This window comes from Labedella endophytica (assembly GCF_003990045.1).
In the GTDB taxonomy this organism is placed as follows: domain Bacteria; phylum Actinomycetota; class Actinomycetes; order Actinomycetales; family Microbacteriaceae; genus Labedella; species Labedella endophytica.
In genome coordinates, this window is the sequence record NZ_RZGZ01000001.1 from 496,267 (window position 1) to 520,370 (window position 24,104).

The 24,104-nt window shown below is 68.6% G+C and carries 18 protein-coding genes and 1 tRNA gene; 16 read left to right on the forward strand and 3 right to left on the reverse strand.

Annotated elements, in window-relative coordinates:
- The first annotated feature begins 72 nt into the window (after window positions 1–72).
- The 6 genes from ELQ94_RS02415 (at window position 73) to ELQ94_RS02440 (ending at window position 5,404) form a co-directional block, all read left to right on the forward strand.
- The gene (locus ELQ94_RS02415; RefSeq protein WP_127046781.1) at window positions 73–672 is read left to right on the forward strand and encodes a histidine phosphatase family protein; all 600 of its coding nucleotides are present in this window, start codon (window positions 73–75) and stop codon (window positions 670–672) included.
- Between the two features lie 57 nt (window positions 673–729).
- A complete protein-coding gene (locus tag ELQ94_RS02420) occupies window positions 730–1,554 on the forward strand; it encodes a sulfite exporter TauE/SafE family protein (protein WP_127046783.1) in 825 nt (274 codons plus the stop codon).
- A gap of 51 nt (window positions 1,555–1,605) precedes the next feature.
- Window positions 1,606–2,052 carry a MaoC family dehydratase N-terminal domain-containing protein gene (locus ELQ94_RS02425; RefSeq protein ID WP_127046785.1) on the forward strand — a complete coding sequence of 149 codons (447 nt, stop codon included), beginning with the start codon at window positions 1,606–1,608 and terminating at the stop codon, window positions 2,050–2,052.
- The gene (locus tag ELQ94_RS02430) at window positions 2,049–2,486 is read left to right on the forward strand and encodes a MaoC family dehydratase (protein ID WP_127046787.1); all 438 of its coding nucleotides are present in this window, start codon (window positions 2,049–2,051) and stop codon (window positions 2,484–2,486) included. The genes ELQ94_RS02425 and ELQ94_RS02430 overlap by 4 nt, the downstream gene beginning before the upstream one ends.
- Entirely contained in the window at window positions 2,483–3,631 is a 1,149-nt protein-coding gene (locus ELQ94_RS02435; protein ID WP_127046789.1) for a UDP-N-acetylmuramate dehydrogenase, read from the forward strand. Before ELQ94_RS02430 ends, ELQ94_RS02435 begins: the two co-directional genes overlap by 4 nt.
- A gap of 84 nt (window positions 3,632–3,715) precedes the next feature.
- Window positions 3,716–5,404 (forward strand): hypothetical protein, encoded by a 1,689-nt coding sequence (locus ELQ94_RS02440; protein ID WP_127046791.1) that lies wholly within the window; start codon window positions 3,716–3,718, stop codon window positions 5,402–5,404.
- Window positions 5,405–5,505: 101 nt separating this feature from the next.
- Here the strand turns inward: ELQ94_RS02440 and ELQ94_RS02445 are convergent, their stop codons facing one another.
- Entirely contained in the window at window positions 5,506–6,696 is a 1,191-nt protein-coding gene (locus ELQ94_RS02445; protein ID WP_127046793.1) for a pyridoxal phosphate-dependent aminotransferase, read from the reverse strand.
- A 229-nt stretch (window positions 6,697–6,925) separates the two neighbouring features.
- On the opposite strand from ELQ94_RS02445, the gene ELQ94_RS02450 reads away from it, so the two are divergent.
- The 7 genes from ELQ94_RS02450 (at window position 6,926) to rplA (ending at window position 10,701) form a co-directional block, all read left to right on the forward strand.
- A complete protein-coding gene (locus tag ELQ94_RS02450; RefSeq protein WP_127046795.1) occupies window positions 6,926–7,105 on the forward strand; it encodes a hypothetical protein in 180 nt (59 codons plus the stop codon).
- Between the two features lie 182 nt (window positions 7,106–7,287).
- A complete protein-coding gene (locus tag ELQ94_RS17215) occupies window positions 7,288–7,437 on the forward strand; it encodes a hypothetical protein (protein ID WP_166404631.1) in 150 nt (49 codons plus the stop codon).
- Between the two features lie 243 nt (window positions 7,438–7,680).
- Window positions 7,681–7,753, forward strand: a tRNA-Trp gene (locus ELQ94_RS02455).
- 42 nt (window positions 7,754–7,795) lie between these two features.
- Complete coding sequence (gene secE / locus ELQ94_RS02460) at window positions 7,796–8,074, forward strand: preprotein translocase subunit SecE (protein ID WP_127046797.1); 279 nt, start codon at window positions 7,796–7,798, stop codon at window positions 8,072–8,074.
- A gap of 133 nt (window positions 8,075–8,207) precedes the next feature.
- Complete coding sequence (nusG, locus tag ELQ94_RS02465; protein ID WP_127046799.1) at window positions 8,208–9,383, forward strand: transcription termination/antitermination protein NusG; 1,176 nt, start codon at window positions 8,208–8,210, stop codon at window positions 9,381–9,383.
- A 98-nt stretch (window positions 9,384–9,481) separates the two neighbouring features.
- On the forward strand, window positions 9,482–9,913 hold the full coding sequence (gene rplK / locus ELQ94_RS02470; protein WP_106562172.1) for a 50S ribosomal protein L11: 432 nt from the start codon (window positions 9,482–9,484) through the stop codon (window positions 9,911–9,913).
- A 98-nt stretch (window positions 9,914–10,011) separates the two neighbouring features.
- Window positions 10,012–10,701, forward strand: a complete 690-nt coding sequence (rplA, locus tag ELQ94_RS02475) for a 50S ribosomal protein L1 (RefSeq protein WP_127046801.1) — start codon at window positions 10,012–10,014, stop codon at window positions 10,699–10,701.
- Window positions 10,702–10,840: 139 nt separating this feature from the next.
- Here rplA and ELQ94_RS02480 read toward each other — a convergent pair whose 3' ends face one another.
- Window positions 10,841–11,107, reverse strand: coding sequence for a hypothetical protein (locus ELQ94_RS02480; protein ID WP_127046802.1), 267 nt, complete (start codon window positions 11,105–11,107; stop codon window positions 10,841–10,843).
- Window positions 11,108–11,247: 140 nt separating this feature from the next.
- On the opposite strand from ELQ94_RS02480, the gene ELQ94_RS02485 reads away from it, so the two are divergent.
- From ELQ94_RS02485 to ELQ94_RS02495, 3 genes are all read left to right on the forward strand, one after another.
- Window positions 11,248–11,601, forward strand: a complete 354-nt coding sequence (locus tag ELQ94_RS02485; protein WP_127046804.1) for a recombinase family protein — start codon at window positions 11,248–11,250, stop codon at window positions 11,599–11,601.
- A gap of 360 nt (window positions 11,602–11,961) precedes the next feature.
- On the forward strand, window positions 11,962–21,132 hold the full coding sequence (locus tag ELQ94_RS02490) for a DUF7927 domain-containing protein (RefSeq protein WP_127046807.1): 9,171 nt from the start codon (window positions 11,962–11,964) through the stop codon (window positions 21,130–21,132).
- 93 nt (window positions 21,133–21,225) lie between these two features.
- Complete coding sequence (locus tag ELQ94_RS02495) at window positions 21,226–21,420, forward strand: hypothetical protein (RefSeq protein ID WP_127046808.1); 195 nt, start codon at window positions 21,226–21,228, stop codon at window positions 21,418–21,420.
- Window positions 21,421–21,799: 379 nt separating this feature from the next.
- Here ELQ94_RS02495 and ELQ94_RS02500 read toward each other — a convergent pair whose 3' ends face one another.
- A complete protein-coding gene (locus ELQ94_RS02500) occupies window positions 21,800–23,833 on the reverse strand; it encodes an APC family permease (RefSeq protein WP_243696824.1) in 2,034 nt (677 codons plus the stop codon).
- Between the last annotated feature and the right edge of the window lie 271 nt (window positions 23,834–24,104).

A 24,104-nucleotide genomic window follows, 5' to 3' on the forward strand; every position in this document is an offset into this window, starting at 1 on the left:
CGCGAGCGTCGGGTCGCCGAGCGGCGGCTGGCCGAGCGAGGGCTCGCACTCCCCGTCGCGTAGGCTCGGAGCATGCCGATCGCCCTCATCCGCCATGGTCAGACCGACTGGAACGCCGCTCTCCGCATTCAGGGATCGACGGACATTCCGCTCAACGACATCGGACGGGAGCAGGCCGGGGGCATCGTCCACCGACTCGACGCCTCGCGCTGGGACATCGTGGTCAGTTCTCCGCTCTCGCGGGCTCGCGAGACCGCCGAGATCCTCGCCGCGGGCCTCGGGCTCGAGCTCGGACCGGCGATCCCCGAGCTCGTCGAACGCGGGTACGGCGAGGCCGAGGGGGCGACGGCCGAGGTCATCCGAGAGAACTGGCCGGATCGTCAGTACCCCGGGATGGAGAGCGAGGCCGACGTCCAGGCCCGCGGTGCCGCGGCGATCGCGGCGATCGAGGAGCGCTTCCCCGGACGGAATGTGCTGGCCGTCAGCCACGGGACCCTCATCCGCCTCGCGGTGGGGTTCGTCACCGGGACGGTCGTCGCGTCATTGCCCAACACCGCGATCGTCGAGATCGACCGCGAGGGCGAGCGCTGGGTCCTCGTGGACGCCGAAGTCACGGTCGACGGCGTCGAGGCCGCCGTCCGGATCGGGCATCCCGCTCCCAGCGCTCGCTGACGGCGGGCCGACGTCGCGTGGGCGACGCCGTGCGCGCGTGGCGAGGGCGGCCCGCGCATGGAGGACAATAGGCCGGTGCCGACTCGTCATTCCCCCCGCACCATCACGTTCCTGATCCTCATCGGGCTCGTCGCCGGTTTCATGTCGGGCCTCTTCGGTGTGGGCGGCGGAATCATCATCGTGCCCGCGCTCGTGATCCTCGCCGGTTTCGAGCAGCGATTGGCGGCCGGAACCTCTCTCGCCGCGATCCTCCCCACCGCCATCGTCGGCGTCGTGACCTATGCGATCCAGGGCCACGTCGACGTCGTCGTGGCGCTCATCCTGGCCGCGGGTGCCGTCGTCGGGGCACAGATCGGCTCGTTCCTCCTGAGCAGGCTCCCGAAGGCCGTGCTCCAGTGGGGCTTCATCGCGTTCCTACTCGTCGTCGTGGTCCAGCTCTTCCTCGTCGTGCCCTCGCGCGACGAGGGTGTCGAGCTCTCGGTCGGCGTCGTCGTCGGCCTCGTAGCCCTCGGCCTCGTGACGGGTGTGCTCTCGGGGCTGCTCGGCATCGGCGGGGGCGTCGTGGTCGTCCCCATGCTCATCCTGCTGTTCGGCTCGAGCGACCTCGTCGCGAAGGGCTCGTCGCTGCTCATGATGATCCCGACGGCGCTCTCCGGCACCATCGCCAACACGCGCCGGAGGAACGTCGACCTGATGGCGGCGGCGATCGTGGGTGTCGCCGCCTGCACGACGACGACGGTCGGAGCCCTCGTGGCCGCCGCCCTCGCGCCCGACGTGGCGAACGTGCTGTTCGCCGTCTTCCTCGTGCTCATCGCCGCTCGGATGATCTCCGACATGATCCGCGCGCGACGGGCTCGCGGCCGGGAAGGGCTCGAGGGCTGAGGGGAGCGGCACGGCCTCTGGCCGTGGCGGGGGTGGCTGTAGTCTGAGGGTGTGTCTGTGAACCCCGCGATCCAGGGCAGGGAGTTCCCGCCCGTCGCCCCTTACCTCGTCGGTCGTGAGAAGGTGCGCGAGTTCGCTCGCGCCGTCCTCGCGACCTCGCCCCTCCACTCGGACCCGGAGGCCGCTCGCGCCGCCGGGTACGCCGACGTCGTCGCTCCGCCAACGTTCGCCGTCGTCATCCAGGAGGCGACGCTCGCCCAGCTGCTCGCCGAGCCGGACACCGGCATCGACTTCACCCGTGTCGTGCACGGCGACCAGCGCTTCACCTTCGGCCGCCCGATCGTCGCCGGCGACGAGCTGACAGCCACGCTGCGCGTCGCGAGCGTCAAGTCGCTCGGCGCCCACTCGATGGTCACGGCCGAGACGACCGTGACGGACCCGGACGGCGCTCACGTCGTGACCGCCATCTCCACCCTCGTCGTCAGGGGAGACGAATGACGCAGCAGCAGGCCGGCCTCGACATCGAGACCCTCCAGACGGGCGACGTGGTCGTCGAGCGCGAGTACGCGCTCACCCGTGACACCCTCGTCCGCTATGCCGGGGCGTCGGGCGACTTCAACCCGATCCACTACCGCGACGACGTCGCCGCGAGCGTCGGCCTCCCCGGCGTGCTCGCGCACGGGATGCTCACGATGGGACTCGCGGTGCAGCCCGTCGTCGACGTCGTCGGAGACCCCGGTCGGGTCACCGACTACCAGGTGCGCTTCACGCGTCCCGTCGTCGTGGATCCGCAGGACGGCGTGACCGTCTCGGTCTCGGCCAAGGTCGGCGCGCTCCTCCCCGAGGAATTGGCCGTCCGACTCGACCTCACGGTCACGGCTGGCGGCACGACCGTGCTCGGCAAGGCACAGGTCCGCGTCTACATCGGATGACCGCACCCGTCCCCTTCTCCACGCTCACCACGTTCCGCGTCGGCGGCGAGCCCGCGGAGTTCGTCGCGGCATCGACCCGTGAGGAGCTGCTCGACGCCGTCGTCGACGGCTGGCGCCGGTTCGACGAGTGGATGGTCGTGGGCGGGGGCTCGAACTTGCTCGTCGGTTCCGATGGATTCCCGGGCATCGCGATCGCGGTGCGCACCCGGGGGATCGACATCGTTCCGGCGGATGGACTGCCCGCGGGGACGGTACGCCTCCGCGTCCAGGCCGGGGAGTCCTGGGACGAGGTCGTCGCCGCCGCCGTGGACGCAGGGCTCGGCGGGATCGAGGCCCTCTCCGGCATCCCCGGTTCGACCGGTGCCTCGCCCATCCAGAACATCGGCGCGTACGGCGCCGAGGTGGGCGACGTGCTCGCCTCCGTCGAGCTGCTCGATCGCGAGACCGGGGAACTCGTCCACGTCCCCGCCTCCGGGCTCGGACTCGGCTACCGCACATCGGTGCTGAAGCGCCACGGCGGTGCCCCGGCCGAGCGCGAGGGCGTCGTCGTGTCCGTCGATCTCGACCTCACCCGATCCGTCGACGGCCTCGGTGGTCCCATCGCCTACCCGCAGCTCGCGGGGGCGCTCGGCGTGCAGCTCGGCGAGCGGGTGCCGCTGCGCTCCGTGCGCGACGCCGTGCTCGCGCTCCGTTCCTCGAAGGGCATGGTGCTCGACGCGGATGACCCCGACACGTGGAGCGCCGGCTCGTTCTTCACCAATCCCATCGTCCCCGAACGATTGGCCACGACGCTGCCGGCCGACGCGCCGCGGTGGCCCGTCGGCGACGTCGAGGAACCCGCAACGGTGCTGCCTCTCGACGGCTCGAAGGGGTTCGACCTCCCCCCTCGGCCGCGCGTGGAGGAGGAGCGTCTCGTGAAACTCAGCGCGGCCTGGCTCATCGAGAACGCCGGTGTGCACAAGGGGTTCGCGTTGCCGGGATCCCGGGCCGGCATCTCGACGAAGCACACGCTCGCCCTCACGAACCGCGGCAACGCGACGGGTGAGGACATCGCCGCTCTGGCGCGGTTCGTCAGCGCTCGTGTCCACGCCGAGTTCGGTGTGATGCTCCGGCCGGAACCGGTGGTCGTCGACCTCGAGATCTGACGCGGACGGGGGGCATTCGACCGCCGTCCGAACGGAATCCGCTCGGATAGGCTCGTCCTCGTCACGACCGAGGAGGATCACACGATGTCGCAGCCCCCGCCCTGGCCACCGCAGCCGCCTCGGGCGCCGGGGAACCAGCCTCCTCAGGAGCCGAGCGCTCCGCGCATCCCGCCGCCGCCCCCGGCACGCGAACCCGAGCAGGTCGAGCCGCGGCTCCGTCCGGACTCCGTCGAATCCGAGCAGGCCGTGACGACGCCGGAGCACGTTTCGGGCTCGACCGACCCGGACGCTCCGGACGCTCCGGAGGCCCCGTGGATCCCCGAGAGGCCGGCCGCCCCCGAGGTTCCGACCCCACCCGCCGGCGCTGAGGCCGACGTCTACGTTCCCGACCGGCCGGAGGCACCTCCCGCGTCGCTCCCGGACCCGGAGCTCCGTCGATCGACGGAGGCAGCTCCCGACGACGCCTCCGCCGCGTCCGCCGCGTCCGCCGCGTCCGCCGACTCCACCGCGTCCGCCGACGAGGCCTCGCAGTCGTCCGGCTTCGGTCCGGGGCAGTACCCCGTGCAGGGGCAGGTCGGTCCGCAGGACGACCGGACGCAGCAGCCCGGTCCGCAGGACGACCGAACGCAGCAGTACGGTCAGTCCGGTCAGGCGCAGCAGTACGGTCAGTCCGGTCAGACGCGGCAGTACGACCAGACGCAGCAGCCCGGTCAGCCCGGTCAGACGCAGCAGTACGGCCGACCGGCCCCGAACGTGATCCCGAACCCGTACGTGCAGCCGAACGCGCCCCACGGGCAGCAGAACATGGGCGGCTCGACTCCTCAGCCCCCGTACTCGACGCCTCAGCCCCCGTACTCGACGCCTCAGCCCCCGTACTCGACGCCGCAGCCGCCGTACTCGACGCCGCAGCCCCCGAGTGCCTCTGGCCAGAGCGTCGGCTACCCGGGGAGTCAGCAGCCCGGTTATGGCACCCCTCCGATGCAGCCTCCCCCTGGCGACCAGGGCGGCGGATACGGCGGAGGGTACGGTGGGCAACCCCCGCAGCCGCCGAGGAAGAAGGGACTCCCCGGCTGGGGATGGGCTCTCATCGGTGTCGGTGCCCTGGCACTCGTCGCGATCATCGTCGTGATCGCGCTCGTCGTCTCGGCCTCCATGGCCCCGGTGACGTCGACCGGCGAGGGAGGGGGCGGAGAATCGGAGTCCCCGAGTGCGTCAGAGACCCCGAGTGCGTCGGAGACCCCGACGCCCACCCCGACCGGTGCAGCGGACGATGGCGTCGTCGCGCTCGACGAGTACGGCGTATTCGACGTTGATCCGGACTTCATCGTGGACCTGCCGGGCGGTTGGGTACAGACCGTCACGGACGACGACGGACAGGACGTCTGGGAAGCGAGCGCCCTCCCGTGCTCCTTCGACACGATCGTCGACTCGCTGGACGCCGGCGACACCGACGAGGAGGGTGGAGACGAGACCGTGACCCTCGAGGCCGTGGAACGCGATGCCGAGGCGATCGCGGACGACTACACCGAGGCGGACATCGTCGAGACCGGGGGGACCGTCACGGTCCTCGCCGAGGACGGCACGGAGATCGAGTTCATGACCAGCCAGGTCGATTTCGTCGCCGACGACGGCACGGAGGCGTACTTCCTCATCGGGACACGGGTGTTCGTGGAGTCGGGTACGTACCTGTCGTTCGCGCTCTCGTGCGAGACGACGCAGGACCCGTCGCTCTTCGAGGCCGCCGTCGACAGGGTGAGCATCGCCACCACCTGATCACCCATACGCGAAAGTGCGGACTTTCGTCGCTCGTCCGACTGGACGAGCGACGAAAGTCCGCACTTTCGCGTGGTGATCAGGCGTGAGCGGTGCTCGCGTCAGCCGAAGAGTCGCGCGAGGCGGCGTGCGCCCTCCACGAGCTGGTCGTCGCCGAGGGCGTAGCTGAAGCGCAGGTAGCCCGACGGACCGAACGCCTCCCCGGGTACCGCCGCGACCTCGGCCGCATCGAGGATGTAGTCCGCGAGTTCGAGCGAGGTGTCGATCCTGCGACCACCCCACTCCCGCCCGAGCAGAGCCGAGACGTCCGGGTAGACGTAGAAGGCGCCGTCGGGAGTGGGCGTGCGGAAGCCCTCGATCTTCGAGAACTCCTCGAGGATGAGGTGCCGGCGACGGTCGAAGGCCTTCCGCATCTCCTCGGCGGCGTCCTGTGGCCCGGTGAGGGCGGCGATGGCGGCACGCTGGGCGATGTTGTTGACGTTGCCGGACAGGTGCGACTGCAGGTTCGCGAGCGCCTTGACGGCGTCGGCCGGGCCGACGGTCCAGCCCACGCGCCATCCCGTCATCGCATAGGTCTTCGCGACGCCGTTGACGAGCAGGGTCTGCTTCGCGAGCTCGGGGACGGCCTCGAGGATCGACACCGCGCGCTCGCCGTAGGTCAGGTTCTGGTAGATCTCATCGCTGATGATCCAGATGCCGTGCTCGAGAGCCCATTCCCCGATGGCACGGGTCTGCTCGGGCGAGTAGACGGCGCCCGTGGGGTTCGACGGCGAGACGAAGAGGAGCACCTTCGTGCGGTCGGTGCGCGCGGCCTCGAGCTGCTCGACGGTGACGAGGTAGCCGGCGTCGGTGTCGGCGAATACCGGGACGGTGACGCCGTCGGCGAGGGCGATCGCCTCAGGGTACGTGGTCCAGTACGGCGAGGGCACGATGACCTCGTCGCCCGGGTCGAGCAGCACCTGGAAGGACTCGTAGACCGACTGCTTCCCGCCGTTGGTCACGATCACCTGCGACGGCTCGATGGCGAGGCCGGAGTCCCGCAGGGTCTTCGCCGCGATCGCCTCACGGAGGGCGGGCAGGCCGGCCGCCGGGGTGTAGCGGTGCGTCTTCGGATCGCGGACGGCGACGAGCGCCGCCTCGACGATGTGCTCGGGCGTCGGGAAGTCGGGTTCGCCGGCGGCGTAGCTGATGACGGGTCGCCCGTCCGCCTGGAGGGATTTCGCCTTCGAATCGACCTTGAGGGTCGCGGATTCGGCGATGGCTGAGATCTTGGTGGAGAGTCGCGAGGTCACCCGTCCACCGTAGCCCTCCTGCCCCTGCGGCGACCTCCCGGTTGCGCGATCGGACTGCGCTCGTGGCAGAGGATCGAGGAGAGGCTGCGGTGACCCCCGAATGGGGCCCGCCCGGAAACGGGTATCGACGCCGCGGAACTTCACCGTGAGACTGATCACACGCTCCGACGCACTCGGGGTACCTCCGACGCACACGGAGGTCACGCGACACGACCTGGGGGGCCAGGAAATGACGACCTACGACGTCGGCAGTCGACCGCTCGGCGAGCCCACGGCCCTCGACGGACACGAGCTGGCCGCGGCCCGCCGCGACTCGGCCCCCATCCGCGGCATCCTCTTCGGCCTCGCCATCGTCGTCCCGATTTGGGTCGGCGCCGGTTTCGGCGTCGCCGCACTCCTCTCCCTCTGATCCGATTCACCCTCTGGCTCTGATCCGATTCACCCTCTGGCTCTGATCCGTCTCGCCCCCTGACCGGCGACCGGAGGGGGAACGTCGTGTGAACACCGGCCTTTTCGGGGACCTCCACCTGTCATTCGTGGCGCGGCACGCGCAAGCTGGACGCAGTAGGTTCGTCGTCGGAGGGAGTTTCCATGGTCGCCATCGGTCGCGATGATCGTCACGATCTCGTCGAACGCGCCTCGGAGTCGTCCCCGATCGCCGGTGTCGTGCACGGACTCATCCTCGCCGTGCCGCTCTGGACGCTCGTCGCGAGCGTCATCGTCGCGGTCTCGACGCACTGACCTCCCGCGCGTCGCCACCCCGATCGAGGGGCGACGAGACCGAGCGGTGGGCGTCCGGCTTTACCGGGTGCCGGGCGTCGTCTACACTGGTGCAGGTGGTGAAATCCACCAAGCTTTTCTGCGCCCATTTTTGTGGGTGGGTCGATCCGGGTCTCGTATGCGGTTCGATCACGGAGGAGTGTCGTGGATTTCGTCGCTGATGCTCCGGTCCTCCCGGAGCGGATCTCGAGCGATCGGGATCGAAGGGCGGTGGCTCAATTGGTAGAGCAGCGGTCTCCAAAACCGCAGGTTGCAGGTTCAAGTCCTGTCCGCCCTGCGCGTCGGCCCGATGGTGTCGACACGGGAAAGGTGTAACGAGGTGGCCCGAAAAGTTATCGACGAGCCGAGCGAGGAAGTCGTCGCGAACGCGAAGAAGGACCGCGCGGCGCGACGTGGACCCCTCGCCGGGCTCATCGTGTTCCTCAAGCAGGTGGTGGGCGAACTCAAGAAGGTCGTCACGCCTACTCGCAAAGAACTGTTCAGCTACACGGGTGTCGTCCTCGTCTTCGTGGTGATCATGATGGCGATCGTCTACGGCCTCGACCAGCTGTTCAGCTTCATCGTGATCTTCGTCTTCGGAACCCCGGCCGGCGGTTAGCGCCGCTCGACCGGCGGGCGAGATCTCACCCGCCCTCCTCGTGACCGACATTCACGACGACCACGCAAGACTGCTCGGATGACGCGTGCGCATCGCACACCGTCCGAAACGAAATCGAAGGAAGAGAATCCACGTGCCTGACAGAAACCGCGACGACATCGACCTCTCGGCTGCCGCCGAGCAGTCGAGCGAGGTCGAAGAAGCACAGGAGGGTGGAACCCTCTCGGAGGCCGTTCACTCCGTCGACGCGGCGGAGCACGAGGCGATCCACATCGAGTCCGACGATGACGATGACGACGAGTCGGCCGCCGACCTGAACGACATCGACGCTATCGCCGAGGTGCCCGACCCCGAGGCAGACGCGATCGTCGAGGACGCTCTCGAGATCGATGAGACCGCCGAGGTCGAAGCCGCCGCCGAGGCGATCGAGGACGAGGAAGAGGTCGAGGAAGCCGATGAGGCGGCCGAGTCCTCCGAGTTCGACGACTCTCCCTACACGGGCGAGCCGCCCGCCGGTTCCGACGACGACGAGACGCCCGCCGTCGACACCGAGGTCGCCGACGTGACCGCAGCCGTCGACGACATCATCGAGGCGGAGACCGAGGGCGGCGTCGACGTCGAGCGTCCGGACGACACCGAGGCATCCGACGCCGAGGCGCCTGCCGCCGAGGACGCCGAGCTGGTCGAGGTCGACCCGTACGACGCGTTCCGTGCCGAGCTCCGCACGCTCCCGGGCAAGTGGTACGTCATTCACTCCTACGCCGGATTCGAGCGTCGAGTGAAGGCCAACATCGAGCAGCGCAAGGGTTCGCTCGAGGTCGAGGAGTACATCTACCAGGTCGAGGTCCCCGTGGAGGACGTCGTCGAGATCAAGAACGGTCAGCGCAAGATGGTCACGCGCGTCCGGATCCCCGGCTACGTGCTCGTCCGCATGGACCTCAACGAGGACTCCTGGTCGGTCGTCCGCCACACCCCGGGTGTCACGGGCTTCGTCGGCAACGCGCACAACCCCACCCCGCTGCGCTTCGAGGAGTCCTTCAACATGTTGAAGAGCCTCGTCGAGATCGCGGAGCCGGCACCGACGAAGGGCGGCGGCCAGAAGGGCTCGTCCACGACGTCGCGCTCCATCCCCGCCGAGGTCGACTTCGAGATCGGCGAGACGATCACCATCAAGGAAGGCTCGTTCGCCGGGCTTCCCGGGTCGATCAGCGAGATCAAGCCGGAGAGCGGCAAGCTCACCGTCCTCGTCTCCCTGTTCGAGCGCGAGACCCCCGTCGAGCTCAGCTTCGACCAGGTCTCGAAGCTCTAACCCCGCAGCGCTTATCCCCATAGCCACCGCCGCCCTCGAGGCGTGCGGGAGAGCGTCCATCATCCGATGGCGTTCGAACTCATAAAGAAGGAAGAGACATGGCACCGAAGAAGAAGGTCACAGGTCTGATTAAGCTTCAGATCAAGGCCGGCGCCGCCAACCCCGCTCCGCCTATCGGACCGGCTCTCGGTCAGCACGGCGTGAACATCATGGAGTTCTGCAAGGCGTACAACGCTGCGACGGAAGCCCAGCGCGGAAACGTCATCCCGGTCGAGATCACCGTGTACGAGGACCGCTCGTTCACGTTCATCCTCAAGACCCCGCCGGCCGCCGAACTCATCAAGAAGGCCGCTGGAGTCGCCAAGGGCTCCTCGACCCCGCACACCGTCAAGGTCGCGAAGCTCACGCAGGCTCAGGTCCGCGAGATCGCCGAGGCCAAGCAGCCCGACCTCAACGCGAACGACATCGACGCCGCGGCGAAGATCATCGCCGGTACCGCCCGTTCCATGGGCATCACCGTCGAGGCCTGACGCTCACCAGCACCCATCGCTCGTTCCGCTGGTTCGAGCACCGAATTCGTGGCAGCGCCGGCCAGGCGCAGATGACCACATTCTCACAGGAGAAAAAAATGGCACAGAAGTCAAAGGCCTACCGGGCCGCGGCCGACAAGCTCGAAGAGGGCAAGTTCTACTCCACCTCCGAGGCTGTCGAGCTCGCTCAGCAGACCGGTTCGGCCAAGTTCAACAGCACCGTCGAGGTCGCCCTCAAGCTCGGCGTCGACCCCCGCAAGGCGGACCAGATGGTCCGTGGCACCGTCATCCTGCCGCACGGCACGGGCAAGACGGCGCGCGTCATCGTGTTCGCGACGGGACCGGCCGCTGACGCCGCGATCGCCGCGGGCGCCGACGAGGTCGGCGGCGACGAGCTCATCGAGAAGGTCGCGGGCGGCTACACGTCGTTCGACTCCGCCGTCTCGACGCCGGAGCTCATGGGCAAGGTCGGCCGTCTCGGAAAGGTCCTGGGCCCGCGTGGCCTCATGCCCAACCCGAAGACCGGCACCGTGACCCCGGACGTCGCGAAGGCCGTCACCGAGATCAAGGGCGGAAAGATCGAGTTCCGCGTCGACAAGCACGCCAACGTGCACTTCGTCGTGGGCAAGGCTCAGTTCACGAAGGAGCAGCTCGAGGAGAACCTCGCCGCCGCTCTGGACGAGGTCGTCCGTCTCAAGCCGTCGAGCTCCAAGGGACGCTACATCCAGAAGGGCGCCGTCTCGACGACCTTCGGACCGGGCATCCCGCTCGACGTCAACGTGTTCTGATCCGCACGTAGCCGTACCTGATCCACGCGAAGGGCCCCGCCATACGGCGGGGCCCTTCGTCGTCGAGGAGCCACGGGTGGACGTCACGATGCCGGCGGACATGACGCGCGTGGGATGCGTCACGCCTCCCGCGTGCGATTCAGACGCGGACCGCGGCGACGTCCGGCGCACGGGTACCCGCGAGTACGTCGAGGGGGATCTCGAAGGAGGTCGACAGCACCTCGAGCTCGGTCCACGTGAACGGGACGAGGCCGGCGATGCGTTCGTACGCCGCCGTGCGCCCGAGTGAGAGGCCGGCCTCCTGGAGTGCGAGGACGGCGTCGCGTCGCGGGATGCTGCGGCGAGCGAGTTCGGCACGCACGGCCCCCGCTGCGATGTGGAATTCGGGGACCCGGGCGGCATTCATTGCGCCATCGTATGCGGCCCCGCCGGGCGGGCATCCGCACTGTCCACAGTCATCCACAGTCCCTGGCTTCGATCGCCCGGACGCCGTCCGTCCCTCTTTAGACTCGGGATCGCCACAGGACGACTACCCGAGGAGGCCCGATGGCGATCATGGGATACGCGCGCGCAGTGGGACGGGGGGACGCCCTCGAGAAGCAGATCGCCGCCCTCGAAGCGGCGGGAATCGACGACCTGTTCGTCGACAAGCTCGGCGCCGGTCGCGAGGGATTCCCCGCCCTCACGGAGTGTCTGACGTCTCTCGACGCCGGCGATGTGCTGACGGTCACGGACATCGAGAGTCTGCCGAGGGGTGTACCCGCGCTCGTCGGCGTCATACGTCAGGTGCGGGCGCGTGGGGCCCATTTCCGCGAGCTCTCCGGGCGGTACGACACCACCACGGCGCGAGGCGCGGCGTTCTTCCAGTGGATCGACGCGCTCGAGCAGCGGCTCGAGTAGGCATCGTCTTGTCGATGTCGATGTCGTTGTCGGTGTCGGTGAGCGGGCAGCGATGACGGGCGCGCATCGGATTGTCCCTCCAGCGGGGGACGGCCGCTGAAGCTGAGGTTCACTCGGGTAGACGTGGATTATCACCCGTGATCCAGCCCTGTTTCGCACGTCTTCGGGCCTCTTCGGGGATTCTCATCCGCCGCGTCCGTCGTGTCCCCGAGAACAGGGGGGACCACGCTTTGGACCATTAACCCAGGGAAGCTGAAGACGATTCCCAGCCCCTCGCGATGGTTGACCCTGAATCGCCTCCCGAGCGCCGCCTGTGCGCCCGGACGGAGGTGGAGCTGCACGGGGATCGAGAGGACCACCATGGGCATCACGGGGAAGCCGACACACGGATCGACACGCGGACGAGTGTCCGCGTGGGCGGGAGCCCGACGCGGGCGCACAGACCACCGGCAGCGCACAGGGGCGTCGACCCCACTCGCCGGGGCGATGCTCGGAGGTGAACGGGGCCGCGCGACCGCGCTCGGTCTCGTGCTCCTCCTGCTCGCAGCGATCCTGACGAGCTTCACCGTTCTCGCCCAGACGAGCCCGGCCGTCGCCGCTCCCGGTACCCCCGGGGTACCCGGCGACCCGATCGTGCTCTACACCGAGGACTTCGAGAACCGCGCCGCGAACTCGAACACCCGGCTCGTGGACTACACCTCCGACACAGGGATGTCCTACTCGGGGAGTACCTTCTGGACGACCCGTGCGAACTGCAACGGGTTCATCATCAACCGCCTGAGCCCTCGGGTCGCGGGAGACTGCAACGGTCCTGCAGGGACGGGGACGAACGCCGGCGGGGCTGCGAACTACAACCACCTGACCGCCGTTCCTTACGCCCTGGGCCAGCTGCGCGGCGCGGCGAACCCGTCGGCCAATGCGGCGGCCAGCTCGTACACCGCGGGATCGGGAACCGATAACGAGGTCCAGTTCCGGACCGACAGCGCTCTCACCCTGCCCACGGCGAACCGGTTCATCACCTTCTCTGTGGACGCCGGTGCCATGAACTGCTTCTCGACACATCCCGAGCTGCGTTTCTACCTCGTGAACGACGCGGGGCAGGAGATCCCCGTCTCGGACAGCGCGATCGATCCGTGTACCGATCCCCGGACGAGCGTTTTCAACGGCCTCAGGCGAGACGGAACGACCGTGGCGGTGAGCGCGGGCACGTTCGCCGCGGACTCCTCCGTGCTCCTCCAGGGCAGCTCGCTCGGAATCGTGATGCGGAACGAGAACGGCTTCGGTAACGGCAACGACGGCGCGTACGACAACATCCAGGTCCTCGACGTGACCCCGCAGCTCGACAAGTCCTTCTCCCCCCGGTCGGTCCCCCTCGGAGGCGTGTCGACTCTGACCTTCACGGTGACGAACACATCGGAACTCGCCGCCAAGCCCGGTTGGAGCGGCACGGACGTCCTCGAGTCCGGACTCGTCGTCGCGGACCCGGCGAACACGTCGACGACGTGTGCCAACGGCGCGGTCGCCACGAGCGCCGGCAGCGACACCATCGACCTCTCCGGCGATCTCCTCGCGGGCCAGGTGTCGTGCACGTTCTCCGTCGACGTGACATCCACGGTCCCCGTCACAGGCGGCATCCCGAACAGATTCGAGAACTGCGCGTCCAACTTCCCCGATCTCGTCGGCCTCAACCCGCCGGCCTGCGCCGACCTCGAGTTCTATGGAACGCCGGAACTCGAGATAACGAAGTCGAGCGACGCCACGACGGACGTCCGTCCGGGTGACACCGTCACCTACTCGGTCACCGCGACGAACATCGGCGACGACGACTTCACGGTCGCGGATCCCGCCATCGTCATCGACGACCTCTCGGGTGTCCTCGACGACGGCACCTACGACGGCAACGCTACATCGACGCGGGGGACCGACCCCGTCTTCGACGACCCACGGCTGACCTGGAGCGGAGCGCTCGCGAAGGGCGAGTCGGTCACGATCGATTACACGGTCACCATCGACGGCAGCGGCGACGGCGAGGTCCGCAACGTCGCATTCGGATCGGACGACCTCATCACGCCGACTCCCGAATGCGATCCGCCGGTCGATGGGACGGATCCCGACACCGGCCTCCCCTGTTCGGTTGAGGAATTCGACCTGCCGAGACTCGTGATCGACAAGGCGGCCGACCGCACCGAGCTTCCCGCCAGCGGTGACCAGGTCACCTACACGGTCACGATCACGAACCCGTCCGATGTGGCATACACGACCGCTCTTCCCGCGACCGCGGAGGACGACCTCTCCGACGTCCTCGACGACGCCACCCTCGACGAGTCGAGCATCGCCGCATCGAGCGGAACGGCGACGTTCGCCGATCCGACCCTGACGTGGTCCGGCTCGCTCGCGGCGGGTGCGTCCGCCACCATCACCTACACGGTGACCTACACCGGCGAGGGCGACCACGTCCTCACCAACACCGCCTGCGTGCCAGCGGGCGACGTCTCCTCTCCCGACCTGCCGTGCGATTCGGTGGAGATCCCCGGTTCCGGTCTCTCCCAGTGGAAATCGGCGAGTCCGTCGAGCGACCCGCTCGTGGCCGGATCGACGGTCGCCTACACCCTCTTCTTCGAGAACGACGGGGAGACCGCTGCGGCCGTCGACGCCGTCGATGACCTGACCCACGTGACCGACGACGCGGACGTGACGGTCGACGTCTCCTCGCCCGACGGCCTCACGGTCACCCGGACGGGGGACCGGATCGCGATCAGCGGTTCCGTACCGGCGGGGGAGACCCACACGGTCACCTACACCGTGACGATCAAGGCCGATGGCGAGCGTGGCGATGACATCGTCGCCAACTACCTCATCGATCCCGACGGCATCGTTCCGACGGATCCGACCTGCGAACCGACGAACGAGCAGGAGCCCGACTGCACGACCAACCCGGTCGGGAGCGTCGAATACAGCAAGTCGGTCGAGACCGCAGCCACGCCGATCACCGACGGTACGGAGCTGACCTACACCCTCACCGTCGCCAACACGGGTCAGACCGTCATGGACGTCTCGAAGACCGACGACCTCACGGGAGTGCTCGACGACGCCGACGTGACGAGCGCTCCGATCGTCGCAGGGTCCTCGACCGTGACCGCATCGCCGGTCGTGGGTGGGATCATCACCCTCGGGGGAACCATCGGCGTCGGCGAGACGGCGACGATCACCTACGTGGTGTCGGTGAAGCCGCAGGCCGAGCGCGGGGACAACTCAGCCGCGAACTTCCTGGTCGCCCCGGGTGAGGAGACGCCCGAGGTGTGCGAGCCCGGCAGCGACCAGTGCACCGTGACGCCGTTGCCCGACATCGAGCCGTCGAAGTCCGTGAACCCGGCGTCGGGTTCGAGCGTCTCAGCGGGTGACGAGCTCGAGTACACGCTGACCTTCGTGAACGACGGGCGTGCTGCGGGGACGGTGGACTACGTCGACTTCCTGACGGACGTCCTCGATGACGCCACGGTCACGGGCCAGCCGGCGTCGTCCGATCCGTCCGTCGAGGCGGTGCTGACGGGTGATGAGCTCGCGGTGTCCGGCACGATCGATGCGGGTGCGACGGTCACGGTCACCTATCGCGTGACGGTGAACGCGGACGGCGCACGAGGCGACAACCGATTGGGTAACTTCCTGACGGATGGGACTCCTCCGCCGCCGAACCCCGAGTGCGTCGAGGGGGACCCGTTGTGCACGGTCAACCTGGTCGGCGAGCTCCACGACTGGAAGAGCGTCGAGGCGTCCGAGACGCCCGTCGCCGCCGGCACGGAACTCACGTACACGCTGCACTTCGAGAACCGCGGGGAGGGTGACGTAGACGTGAATCGCATCGACGACCTGACCCACGTGCTCGACGACGCCGACGTGACGGCCGAACCGGCCTCGGACACCCTCACGGTGACCCGGGACGGTGAGACCATCTCGATCGCGGGCTCGCTCGAGCCCGGCGAGTCGGCGACGGTGACCTACACGGTGACCGTCAAGGCGGATGGCGCTCGCGGTGATGACGCGGCGGTGAACTTCCTCCTGCTGCCTGGAACGCCGACGCCCGAACCCGTCTGTCAGCCGACCGATGCTGAGGAGCCCGACTGCACCACGACGCCCATCGGCTCGTACACCGCCGCCAAGTCGGTCGAGGCATCGACCGATCCGATCGGCCCCGGGACCCAGCTGACCTACACGCTGACGTTCGACAACCAGTCGGCGGCCGCTGTGTCGATCGTGGAGACCGACGACCTGACGCGCGTGCTGGACGATGCCGAGATGACGACACCTCCGGTGTCGTCGGATCCGGCACTCACGGTGTCACCGGTCATGGACGGAGTGACGCGGATCACGGGTACGCTCGCGGCCGGTCAGACGGTCACGGTCACGTATGTCGTCACGGTGAACGAGGAGTCCGCTCGGGGTGACAACTCCGCAGACAACTTCCTGGTACCGGGTACCCCGCCCCCCGGCGAGGAGTACGAGTGCGAGCCGGGTGATCCGCGCTGCACCGAGACCCCGTTGCCGAGCATCGAGCCCTCGAAGTCGGTTGATCCGGCACCGGGGACCCCGGTGAAGGCCGGCGAGGTACTCACCTACACGCTCTCGTTCGAGAACGTCGGCCAGGCCGCCGGTGACGTCTCTTACACCGATTTCCTCGCCGATGTCCTGGACGACGCCGCTCTGACGGGTCAGCCGGTGTCCTCCGATCCCGGTGTGTCCGTGATCGTGGACGGCGAGACCATCGCGGTCTCGGGCACGATCGAGGCCGGTGCGACGGTGACGGTCACCTACCAGGTGACAGTGAAGCCCGATGGGGAGCGCGGAGACAACCGGGCGACCAACTTCGTGACCGACGGGACGCCCCCCACCCCCACCGAGGAGTGTGAGGACGGCGACCCGTTGTGCACGACGACCCTGATCGGTGAGCTCCACGACTGGAAGACGGTCGAGGCGTCGGAGACGCCCGTCGCCGCCGGCACGGAGCTGACGTACACGCTGCACGTCGAGAACCGCGGGGCGGGGAGCATCGACGTGAACCGCGCCGACTTCCTCACCCACGTGCTCGACGACGCCGATGTGACGGCCGAGCCGACGTCGGACACCCTCACGGTGGCCCGGGACGGTGAGACCATCTCGATCACGGGCTCCCTCGGGGCGGGTGAGTCCGCGACGGTCGTCTACACCGTCACGGTCAAGGCCGATGGAGAGCGGGGCGACTCGATCGCCGCGAACTTCCTGATCCCGGTCGAACCGGGTGAGGAGATCCCGCCGCCTCCGACCGACCCGGTCTGCCAGCCGACCGACACGGAAGAGCCGGACTGCACGACGACCCCGATCGGTCAGCTGACGACGGGTAAGTCGGTGGAGGCATCGTCCGACCCGATCGTGCCCGGCACGACCCTGACCTACACGCTGACCTTCGACAACCAGTCGGCAGCCGCCGTGACGGTGGATCACGACGACGATCTGTCGAGCGTGCTCGACGACGCCGACGTGACGAGCATCCCGGAGTCCTCCGACCCGGTCCTCACGGTCTCCCCGATCATCGATGGTTCTCTGTCGATCACCGGTGAGCTCGCACCCGGCCAGACGGTCACCGTCACCTACGTGGTGACGGTGAAGGAGGAAGCCGATCGCGGTGACGACGTGGCCACGAACTTCCTCGTGAAGGACGGCGAGACGCCTCCGGAGGAGTGCGTGGAGGGCGACCCAAACTGCACGAGCACGCCGCTGCCGAACGTCGATGCGGCGAAGTCGGTCGACCCTGCCTCGGGTTCGAGCGTCCGCGCCGGTGACGTCCTCACCTACACGCTCACGTTCACGAACGACGGGAACGCCACGGGGGCAGTCGACTACACCGACTACCTCGCCGACATCATCGACGACGCGACGATCACGGGCGCACCGGCGTCATCGGACGCCGCGGTCTCCGCGGTGGTCGACGGCGAGACGATCACCGTCGCCGGGTCCCTCGCGGCCGGAGCGACGGTCACGGTGACCTATGAGGTCACGGTGGGCGCCGACGGCGAGCGCGGGGACAATCACCTCGGGAACTTCCTGGTGCCTCGCGAGGAGATCCCACCGACGGAGTGCGTCGAGGGATCGACGCTCTGCACCGAGAACCCGATCGGCGAGCTGCACGACTGGAAGACCGTCGAGGCGTCGGAGACGCCGGTCGCTGCCGGTACCGAGCTGACATACACGCTGCATTTCGAGAACCGCGGGGAGGGACACGTGGATGTGAACCGCATCGACTTCCTGACCCACGTCCTCGACGATGCCGACGTCACGGCTGAACCGTCGTCCGACACCCTCACGGTGACGCGAGACGGTGAGACCATCACGATCACGGGCTCCCTCGAGCCGGGCGAGTCGTCGACCGTCGTCTACACGGTCACGGTCAAGGCCGACGGCGAACGCGGCGATGACACGGCGGCCAACTTCCTGATCCCGTTCGAGCCGGGCGAGGAGATTCCGCCGCCGCCCACCGACCCGACGTGTGAACCCACGGACGCACAGGAGCCGGACTGCACGACGACCTCGATCGGCAGCTACACGGCCGTGAAGACGGTCACGCCGGACGAGACGCCCGTCGGCGTGGGGACGGTCCTCGCCTACACGCTCACGTTCACGAACGCGAGCGAGGCGGACGCCGAGGTCGACGAGACGGACACGCTCACGGGTGTGTTCGACGACGCGACCCTGGTGGACGGACCCACCTCGAGCGCGGACTCCCTCGTGGTATCCGCGATCACGGACGGCGCCTTCACGATCGTGGGAACGCTGGCCCCGGGCGAGACGGTCACGGTCGTCTACACGGTGTCGGTGAACCCGGAGTCGAACCGCGGTGACAACCTCGCGGCGAACACGCTCCTCCCCACCGACGGTGATGAGGAGTGCACGCAGGAACGCTGCACCGAGACGCCGCTGCCGACGATCGTCCCCTCGAAGTCGGTATCCCCGACCGACGGCTCGACCGTGACGGCCGGTGACGTCGTGACCTACACGCTCACGTTCGAGAACACGAGCGAGGTGGACGGTTCCATCGAGTTCACGGACGACCTGTCCGGCGTCCTCGACGACGGCACGGTGACGAGTCAGCCGACGTCGTCCTCGCCCACGGGATCCGCGACCCTCGACGGTGACATCATCACCGTGGTCGGCTCCGTTCCCGCGGGAACGACCGTCACGGTCGTCTACGAGGTCACGGTGTTGCCCGACGGGCAGCGCGGCGACGACATCATGGGCAACGTGCTCGTGCCCGAGGGAACGGTGCCGGAAGACGAATGCGAGGAGGGCGACCCCCTTTGCACCGTCACCTACGTCGGTGAGCTCCACGACTGGAAGAGCGTCGAAGCGTCTGAGACGCCCGTCGCCGCCGGCACGGAACTGACCTACACGCTGCACGTCGAGAACCGCGGAGAGGGCACGGTCGACGTGAACCGCATCGACTTCCTCACCCACGTGCTCGACGACGCCGATGTGACGGCCGAACCCGTCTCGGACACCCTCACGGTGACCAGGGACGGCGAGACCATCACGATCACGGGCTCCCTCGGAGCCGGCGAATCCGCCACCGTGGTCTACACCGTCACGGTGAAGGCCGACGACGAGCGCGGCGACGACACGGCGGCCAACTTCCTCGTGCCGAACGACGACCCCGAGGTCCCGCCGACGCCGCCGACCGACCCGGTCTGCCAGCCGACGGATGCCGAGGAACCGGACTGCACCACGACGCCGATCGGGCGACTGGATACCTCGAAGGCGGTCTCCGCCTCGAGTGACCCCATCGTGGCCGGAACGCTGCTCGCCTACACGCTGACGTTCGACAACCAGTCGGAAGCCGACGTGGAGGTGGACAAGATCGACGACCTCTCGGGTGTCCTCGACGACGCGACGGTGACCGCGGAGCCCGTCTCCTCGGACGCCGCCCTCACCGCGACGCGCGACGGGAGCACGATCTCCATCACCGGAACGATCGCGGCCGGTCAGACGATCACCGTCACCTACGTCGTGACCGTGAACGACGAGTCGGAGCGTGGCGACAACATCGCGGACAACTTCCTCGTGAACACCGGTGAGACCGTGACGGAGTGTGTGGAGGGCGACCCGAACTGCACGGTCACGCCGCTGCCGAACGTGGACTCGTCGAAGTCGGTCGATCCGGCCAGCGGGTCGACGGTCCTCCCGGGTGACGTCCTCACCTACACGCTGACCCTGACGAACTCCGGCGAGGCCGTCGGTGCGGTCCAGCGCACCGACTACCTCGAGGGAGTGCTCGACGACGCGGCGTGGACGGACGGACCGACAGTGTCGGACCCGGGCGTGACGGCGGTGCTCGACGGGACGGAACTCGTCCTCGGCGGAACGCTCGACCCCGGACAGACGGTCACGGTGACCTACACGGTCACGGTGCTGCCGAACGCCGAGCGCGGCGACGACACCCTCCGGAACTTCCTGATGGAGGAGCCGCCGGGTACGGATCCCGAATGCGAGGAGGGCGAGTGCACGGAGAACTACGTTCCCCGGATCGTCGACTCGAAGTCCGCCGACCCCATCTCGGGTACGCCGATCGCCGCCGGCCAGGAGGTCACCTACACGCTGACCTTCCGGAACGACGGGACCGCGACCGGTGAGGTGGCCAAGGAGGACGTCCTGACCGACGTGCTCGACGACGCCGACCTCACGGCGGCGCCCAGCTCATCGAGCGACGCGCTCACGGTGTCGGACCTCACGGACGGACGCATCCTCATCACGGGATCGCTCGAGCCGGGCGAGTCCGCGACGGTGACCTACTCGGTGACGGTCCGTCCGTTCTCCGGACAGGGCGATCATGTCCTCGGCAACTGGCTCGTCCTCCCGGGCGAGACGCCGCCGGCCGACTGCACCGTCGACATGTCGACGGCCCGCGCTACGGCCGCGAGCGACCCGGACTGCACGGTCCACCCCATCGGCGAGATCGCGGCGACCAAGTCGGGCGACCCGCGGACGGGGACGGCGGTGACGCAGGGCCAGGTGCTCCGCTACAGCCTGACCTTCACCAACACGGGCACGGGGACCGCGACCGTCGACTACACCGACCACCTCGGTGATGTGTTCGACGACGCGACCCTCACGAGCGGGCCGTCGAGCGACGTCGAGTCCGTGGAACTGGAGCTGTCGGGCGACACGTTGACCGTGGGCGGCTCACTCGCCGCCGGGACGACCGCGATCGTGACGTACAGCGTCACCGTCATGGCGTACGACCGGCAGGGCAACCACATGCTCGACAACTTCCTGGGACTGAGCGGGAGCGACCCGGAGGAGAGCTGCATCGCGGACAACCCGCTCTGCACCTCCAACCCGGTGACAGCCCCGCCGCCCCTGGCGGTCACGGGTGGTGAGCTCGGGACGGGTGCGATGGCGCTCATGATCCTGCTCCTCCTCGGCGGAGTGCTCGCGATCGAGACCAGCCGGCAGCGCCGACTGCTCCTCGAGTCCGTGGGGACGCGCGACGAGCACGGCGTGAGTTGACACCACACCGACCGGGACGGGGCGCCACGCTCCGTCCCGGTCGGTTCTCGACTCGGCGGACGACGAGATCCGCCTCGGAAGATGGAGCAGGACATGGCGACGACGCATCAGGTCCACGGACCCACGGTCCACCGATCGACCTTCGTGCCGCCCCGGCGGGAGGCGCGAGCGGAACGGTCGCTGAGAGAGGCGCATCGACGGAGACGTCGCGCGGTCCTGATCGTCGCCGTCAGCGGGGTGGCGGCGCTCGTCACCGCGTCCGGGTCGACCATTCTGCTCACGCGCTGACCGAGCCTGCTCACTCTGATCTGCGAGGGGGACCACCGGGGCGGACCAACTTGGCCCCCTCTGCCCGTTGCCCGCCCTGCTCCCGCGCATGCTTGAACTGGCGTCATCCGAGCGGTGCCGCCTCCCAGTACTCCTTCTCGTGGTCGAGGTCGCGATCCCGACACCATGAGGAGGATCGGCGTCACCATCGTCCCGGCCGCAAGCCGGGCACCCGTTTCCCGCGGGCGGTGATGCTCGACCGGTCGCCGGAGGATCCCTGAACTCCTCCGGCGTCCCGGTCATCGCTCGGAACCCCTTCGTTCCCACGAGGGAAGGACCGGGCACGCGCCCGCCGGGGCGGGGGCCCAAACCCCCGCGCCGGTCGGGCGGCCGTCGGCGATCAGGCCGGAGGGGTCCGATCCCGTCGCGTCCGGTCCTCACCGCGGTACTCTCCCCGCCGCTCGTCGCCCGGCAACGGTCTCGACCGCCGGCCGTAGATCAGCTCCGACGAATCGAGCAGCCACGGCACGAGGGCGATCGTCACACCGTGTACGAGCATGAGCTGCTGGCTGATGCGCTTCGCGCGGCGGTTGTGCAGGAACGACTCCCACCAATGGCCCACGATGTACTGGGGCAGGTAGACGGTCACGACCTCGGGTCCGTGCTTCCGGCGGTGGGCCTCGATGTACGCGATCACCGGGTGTGCGTACGCGCGGTACGGCGACTCGACGATCACGAGCGGCACGTCGATCTCGAACTCCGCCCACTGCTCGACGAGGCGGTTCGTCGCCTCCTCGTCGACGGACACGTGCAGGGCGGCGACCGATGCGTGTCGCGCGGCGAGGGCGTAGTCGATGGCTTTCAGCACGGGTTTCTGCAGCGTGCCCACGAGGACGATGGCGTGGTCGCCCTCGGCACCGAAGCGCGGGCGATCCTCGACGCGGATCTCGTGCTCGACGTCGCGGTAGTAGCGGTTGACGCCGATCATGAGGGTGAACAGGATCGGCATGAGCACGAAGACGAGCCAGGCGCCGTGGGTGAACTTCGTGATCGTGACCACGATGAGCACACTCCCGGTGAGCGCGGCGCCCGCGGTGTTGATGACGAGGCTCACGCGCACGGAGCTCCGGTTCGGTGTGCCCTCCCGGAGGAGCCGTCGCCAGTGCCTGACCATGCCGAGCTGGCCCAGGGTGAAGGACACGAAGACCCCGATGATGTAGAGCTGGATGAGCTGTGTGAGGCTCGCCTGGTAGATCACGAGGATGACGCTCGCGGCGAGGCCGAGCACGATCATGCCGTTGGAGTAGACGAGTCGGTCGCCGCGCGTGTTGAGGGCCTTCGGTGCGTACCCGTCGCGCGCGAGCACCGAGCCGAGCAGGGGGAAACCGTTGAACGCCGTGTTGGCGGCGAGGAGGAGGACGCACGCGGTGGCGGCCTGGATGACGAAGAACGGGATGCTCCCCATCCCGAAGGTGGCGGCGGCGACCTGGGCCATGAGGCTCGGCTGCGGTGACGTCTCGCAGTTCGCGAAGCCCACGAGGTCGCACGCGTCCTCTGCGTAGTGCACGCCCGCGATGAGGGCGAGGGCCGTCAGGCCCACGAAGAGCGCGATGGCCGTGCCGCCCATGATGACGAGCGTCTTCTGCGCGTTCTGCACCTTCGGCTGGCGGAACGCCGGCACGCCGTTGGCGACGGCCTCGACGCCGGTCAGGGCGCTGCATCCGCTCGAGAACGCACGGAGCAGCAGCAGGATGAAGGCGGCCCGGCTGAGGTCGTCGCCTTCCACGGTGAACGCGGCGCTCGAGGCGACGGGGGCGTCCCCGAGGAGCGCGCGCACGAGACCCGCCACGATCATGACGGCGACGCTCCCGATGAAGAGGTAGGTCGGGAGCGCGAAGGCGCGAGACGACTCCCGCACACCCCGCAGGTTCACCGCCATGAGCAGCAGGACGAAGACCACCGCGAGCTCGATCCGGAGCGGATTGAGCGCGGGGATCGCCGAGATGATGTTGTCGACGCCCGAGGCGACCGACACGGCCACCGTGAGGACGTAGTCCACGAGCAGGGCCGACGCGACGACGACTCCAGCCTTCTCGCCCAGATTCTTGTGCGCGACTTCGTAGTCGCCGCCGCCCGACGGGTACGCCTTGATGAGCTGGCGATAGCTCAGCACCACCACGACGAGCAGGACGACGACGGCCGCCGCGATCCACGGCGCGAAGCTCAAGAACGCGAGCCCGCCGAGCATCAGGATCATGAGGAGTTCTTGCGGCGCGTACGCCACGGAGGAGAGCGCATCGGAAGCGAAGATCGGCAGCGCGAGTTTTTTCGGCAGCAGCTGACCGTCGAGCTTCTCCGAGGGGAGGGGGTCGCCGATGATCCAGCGTTTGGGGGAGCGGGCGTCGGCGTCGGGAGCGCGACCTTCTGTTGTCACGAGCGGCGACTCTACTCCGCGCACGGTCCCCGGGCCAGCCCGTTCCGATGAATCGCCGGGGGAGGAACGAGGATCGTCGCCGCATGGCCGGATCGTCCCCCATGTGGGCCCGTCGGACGTCCGCGGGAATGGCGGGAAAAGAAAAGTGGAAGCGGCGGGACGCGGCTCCACTAGAGTGACCCTGAACCGCTCATCCCAGCCCCCGATGAGGATGATCCCCATGTCGTCGTCCCTGCGACCGCCGTGCCGCGATCGGCAGACGCCCCCGTCG